This window comes from Vibrio sp. V39_P1S14PM300 (assembly GCF_009904765.1).
Lineage (GTDB): Bacteria > Pseudomonadota > Gammaproteobacteria > Enterobacterales > Vibrionaceae > Vibrio > Vibrio proteolyticus.
Window position 1 is genome coordinate 1 of the sequence record NZ_WXWP01000032.1, and the last position, 4,138, is coordinate 4,138.

Here is a 4,138-nt window from a genome sequence, read left to right on the forward strand (position 1 = left end):
CCCCAGAACCGTCCACTTTGCAGGCCTCATAGATGCTATCCGCAGCACTTGCACCACCCAGTACCACACCTACATACCCTGCCCAGCGAGCGCCAGCAATGCCCCGGGCCACGTTAGCAATGCGTTTACCCATATTTGGCACGAACCCTTTGGCGATTATCTCATCCGCGTGATGCACTACTGACTTAGTCGACAGTCTCAGCGCCCGCTTAATCTGAGTGTTTACAGGAAGCTGAATACTGCGCTTGGATAACATAGCAAACGAGTCGTCCAGCTTTTTAAACAGAGCAGCTCGTTCTGACACAAAACTACCATAGTTGATACCACCAACGCGACTGGCCATGGCCACTTGCCCTACATACAAATCATTGATTTCCAACAACACCTGATTGATGTTCTTCAAATGCTGCTCAACCATCGCGGTGGCAATACCCACACCGGTTGATGCATGAGCATAGTAATCCGGTTGCTCTGATGGCACGTCTCCAGATTCCGTACGTTGATTCGCGTAATGGTCCAATAGTTCAAAGTGACGATTGACCGCGGCCACCTGTCCATCATCCAGCTCACACAAGGCTGAACTCGCTGCCTGCGCCTCTTCCAGCATGGCATTGAGTTGTTGCCGCTGCTCATCGTTTTCCGGCTCTGTGGTGGGAAGCAAAACCAGCTCCCCTTGACGCACAGGCTCATTGAGGTGTGTGTTGTATTTTTGAATCAAGGCTTGATGCGCTTCACTGGTCTCCTCTGTAAATAAATCCGCCCAAAGCTGAGCCTGACTTTGAGAACGCAAAACCTGTATCCAGCCGAGTGAAAACCCAGTCGCCATGGACGCTGCAACGTTCAGAACGGGAACATGGTCTGCGATGCTCGGACTTTGAGTGATGTTGACGGTCTGCGCATCAATTTCATGCTGGTTGTAACGTCCCCAGGTGTCGCCGTACGGATGCACCGCCGCCAGGGTTTCTATCGGTGAAGGCACTTCATTTTCAGGCGTCGTTTCGGCGCTCCGCTCAAGCAGAGGTGTTTGCTTAATACCGACCACCTGGTCCATGTCCAGTGTCATGGCATGTTGGTTCAGCCAGTCGAGACTGGCTTCAGCTAACTCATCCGCAGTGAGCTTTTCTTCCCGATACAGTAGGTGCTGCCCGGGCGCAGGCTGACCTTCAATCTTATAGGGCAGCAAAATGCTGGCGTAGTGATGCTCAGAAAGCAGCTCTTCAGTTAAGTTTGAGGCATCCGATCGCGTCACCTGGAACGTCCAGCGACCGTCACCGGCCACTTTGAATTCTTTTGTCAGTTTGCCTTCACAAAACAGGTAAAAATACCCAGCCGTCGGCCAGCCAAGGCGCGTGTCACTGACCTGAACAGCCAGCTTCACCGGTATAAACTCGGCATTGATGACCTGGCTGTCCACAGGATTAGGCATAACCGTGTACGCGTCTGACTGACCGCTGTGTAAAAACAGATCGTGATAGAGCGTCTTCTCTTCAGCCTCAAAGCATTGCGCTGTGAGGAGACTATCGCCTTCGCTGGTCTGCTGTTTTTTCCATTGGGCAACCGCCTTTTCGTTATCAGTCGCACCTAACAGCCAGACACCCGTCTGTAAAGTGTTGAGTTCATCCGGACTGCAGTAGAGCTTGAGGTTGATTTCCTGCTCTGGCGCTTTTTCCGGCGTCTCTTGGACCGGACCTTCCGCAGGACGAGTCAGCGCGGTCTCATCCACAACGGGTTTATAACCTGCGCGTACCACCTTACGTGACGAATCAAAGTCTATTGACATGAGGGCTCCCCAAAAACGACATCATAAATGGCGATATTGTACGATGGAGAGACGGCGAGGCGTAGCCGGAAAGGCTAGGCAAAAGCACGGTTCGCCTGGTGATTTTGCCGTTTGTGAAAATTTGAGGAGAACGTCACATAGGGAGTGCCACTTAGAAAAAGCCCGCGCTTGCGGGCTAGTAAGTTAATTGACGATTGAATAATGAAGGTATTCGATAGGAGACAACTCATAATCTCACTCTATTACTTATAGGGCACACAATAGCCATAGTCAATGCGCTCCACTTGTCTAGGGCAAAAAGAAGCCCGCAATCGCGGGCAAATGGCAAATAAAAAGTGATTACAGGGGGACTCAACCTTGTTGAGAAGGTCAAAATTAAATAACAAACGGGCCAGCGTCAATCGCCGAATGACGCTCACAAGCCTTTTCAGAAATGTATGATAGTGACACGTCAGCAAAGCCTTACTTTTGGCGACCATCCGACATGTTGATGTGGTCAGCGAGTCGTTTATCCCACTCAGATTGACGGGAAAAGTGGATATTGTTCACCATGACCTCGTCAAACGCGGCTACCAAGGCCAAGGCCGAGTGTTGGTCATCCAGCACCAATTGATATGTCAACACAGGTAACCATGCTCCGTCCGCCATTTGATCGAGTCCATACCAAATCGCATCCGGTTGACTGAGTAGCTTCTCCTGAATCATTTCCCGGAACGGTTCAAGCTCGGGGGATTGTGTGAGAGCTTTACTCAGCGTAGCCGCAGATAACCCTTGTTTGGTGACCGCTTTCGTCTGCTCCTTTAGCACACGTTGACTCTGCGCATAAGAGTAATTCAGGATGCTTTGTGTCAGACTGTATTCTTGCGCTCGCTGCATCATCGATGCGGGCAACGTTTTCATCGATACCAATGGCGAGCTGGTGAACTGATGCTCTTTGCCAGTGATGGCATCTTTGTCCAAAGCTTTACCGCTGACTTGCTCTGAAGCGCGTCGCATTGATGCCGGCAGCGCGTCATACTGCTTACGTGACAGCACAGACACGGTGGCTCGGCATTTATGGTGGTTGGGTGGATAGAAACGTTCCCAAAACGGATCGTCTTTAGGTTTGATCACGCCATCGAGTTTTCTGCACAGTTCAGTCGTTCCTGAGTCCAGCACGGACGAATAGACCAGGAACTCAACCAAATCGTTATTCGCAATTTGGGTCCAGCGGCCAGAGTTGTACGCCGTCATCATGTTGTTGCGATAATGCAACTCTAGCCAGTACGGGTTGGCTTCAGATAAGCCTTCTTGCTCGAGAAGCTGACGAATATTGCCCAGAGTTTCAGAGCGAGAAGCGCCGCTGCCCAGTGCGTCCTCATAGCGTTTCTTCACGCGATTGACCGCATCAATACTGGAGACGTTCGCCACCGTGAATGCACGCAGCTTCATGGCCGCTTCCATCTGACGATACTCTTTGGTATCGGTCGGAACCATCGCTTTGAGTGCATCCATCGCTTCCTGAAAAGGCACATCATCCACAGCGAGGTAAATGGGCGCATAGGTCAGCTCGACGGGCTTATCTTCTGCTTCAGTGATGGCGTTTTGAACATGCGCTTGACCCAGCAACCAACTGACCATCATCGATGCGGCGTAAATGTTGGTGTACGGGTGGGTGACCTGAGTGATATCGATGTCATCAGGGGTTGAATGCGCCTTGAACGCCGCTTCCAGCTCCCTTGAAAGGCTTTTGACGGTGAAGGAAAGCGCCTCATTTTCGAGGCGCTGCAATTTGATGAGGTTGTCGGTTTCTTTCTGGTCAAGGTGAGTTAAAGCAGACATAGGTGCTTTCCTGGGGCGTCTGATAAGGTCAGGGGGGAAAGCGGTTGAACCGGCTCCATACCTGAGCCATTTGCCAGAGCCGATTCCAGCATCGCTTTGTAAGCGTCTTCATCCACCCGGATTTTGATGCTCCCCTCACGGCCGTTAGCCAGAAAAATCCACTTAAACAGCGTCTCGTTGAGCGTCTTATGCACCATGCGGGCATCGCGTTTAGAGACGCGCATGGCGGCCCGTTCGTGGACCTCACCCAATGAGCGAGAGCCGTACTTTTGATTGCCACCGGTGAGAGTCTGCCCTGTAATGCGCTTGGAGATTTTGTTGTCGATGTATTCAATGGTGCGCAGCAGCTCGTCCACCTTGCCATTCGCATCGAGCGCAACAATCTCTTTCACGCCAGACAATGCCACCGCATCGCCGTTCATCACAGGCGCCAGTGAGTCTGCTATTTTCTGTAAATCGTTATCACCGTTGGCGTTTTCAGCCAGGGCAATGGCCGTAGGAATGGCGTATTTCTCCCCCAGACGCTCAATGTTGGCC

3 protein-coding genes are annotated in these 4,138 nt (G+C 51.6%); all 3 read right to left on the reverse strand.

Going from position 1 to position 4,138, the window contains the following annotated elements; translation table 11 throughout:
* A partial coding sequence (locus CAG65_RS01880) for a hypothetical protein (protein WP_161451788.1) occupies nucleotides 1–1,780 on the reverse strand: 1,780 nt, incomplete at its 3' end.
* A gap of 462 nt (nucleotides 1,781–2,242) precedes the next feature.
* Nucleotides 2,243–3,601 (reverse strand): phage head morphogenesis protein, encoded by a 1,359-nt coding sequence (locus CAG65_RS01885; protein WP_161451790.1) that lies wholly within the window; start codon nucleotides 3,599–3,601, stop codon nucleotides 2,243–2,245.
* Nucleotides 3,589–4,138, reverse strand: a 550-nt coding sequence (locus CAG65_RS01890; RefSeq protein WP_161451792.1) for a phage portal protein family protein, incomplete at its 5' end; no start/stop codon positions are given. The genes CAG65_RS01890 and CAG65_RS01885, both read right to left, overlap by 13 nt.

What these genes read in the sequence shown, in the direction of transcription:
- CAG65_RS01885 (WP_161451790.1), bottom strand. Translation starts at nt 3,601, where the DNA reads ATGTCTGCTTTAACTCACCTTGACCAGAAAGAAACCGACAACCTCATC.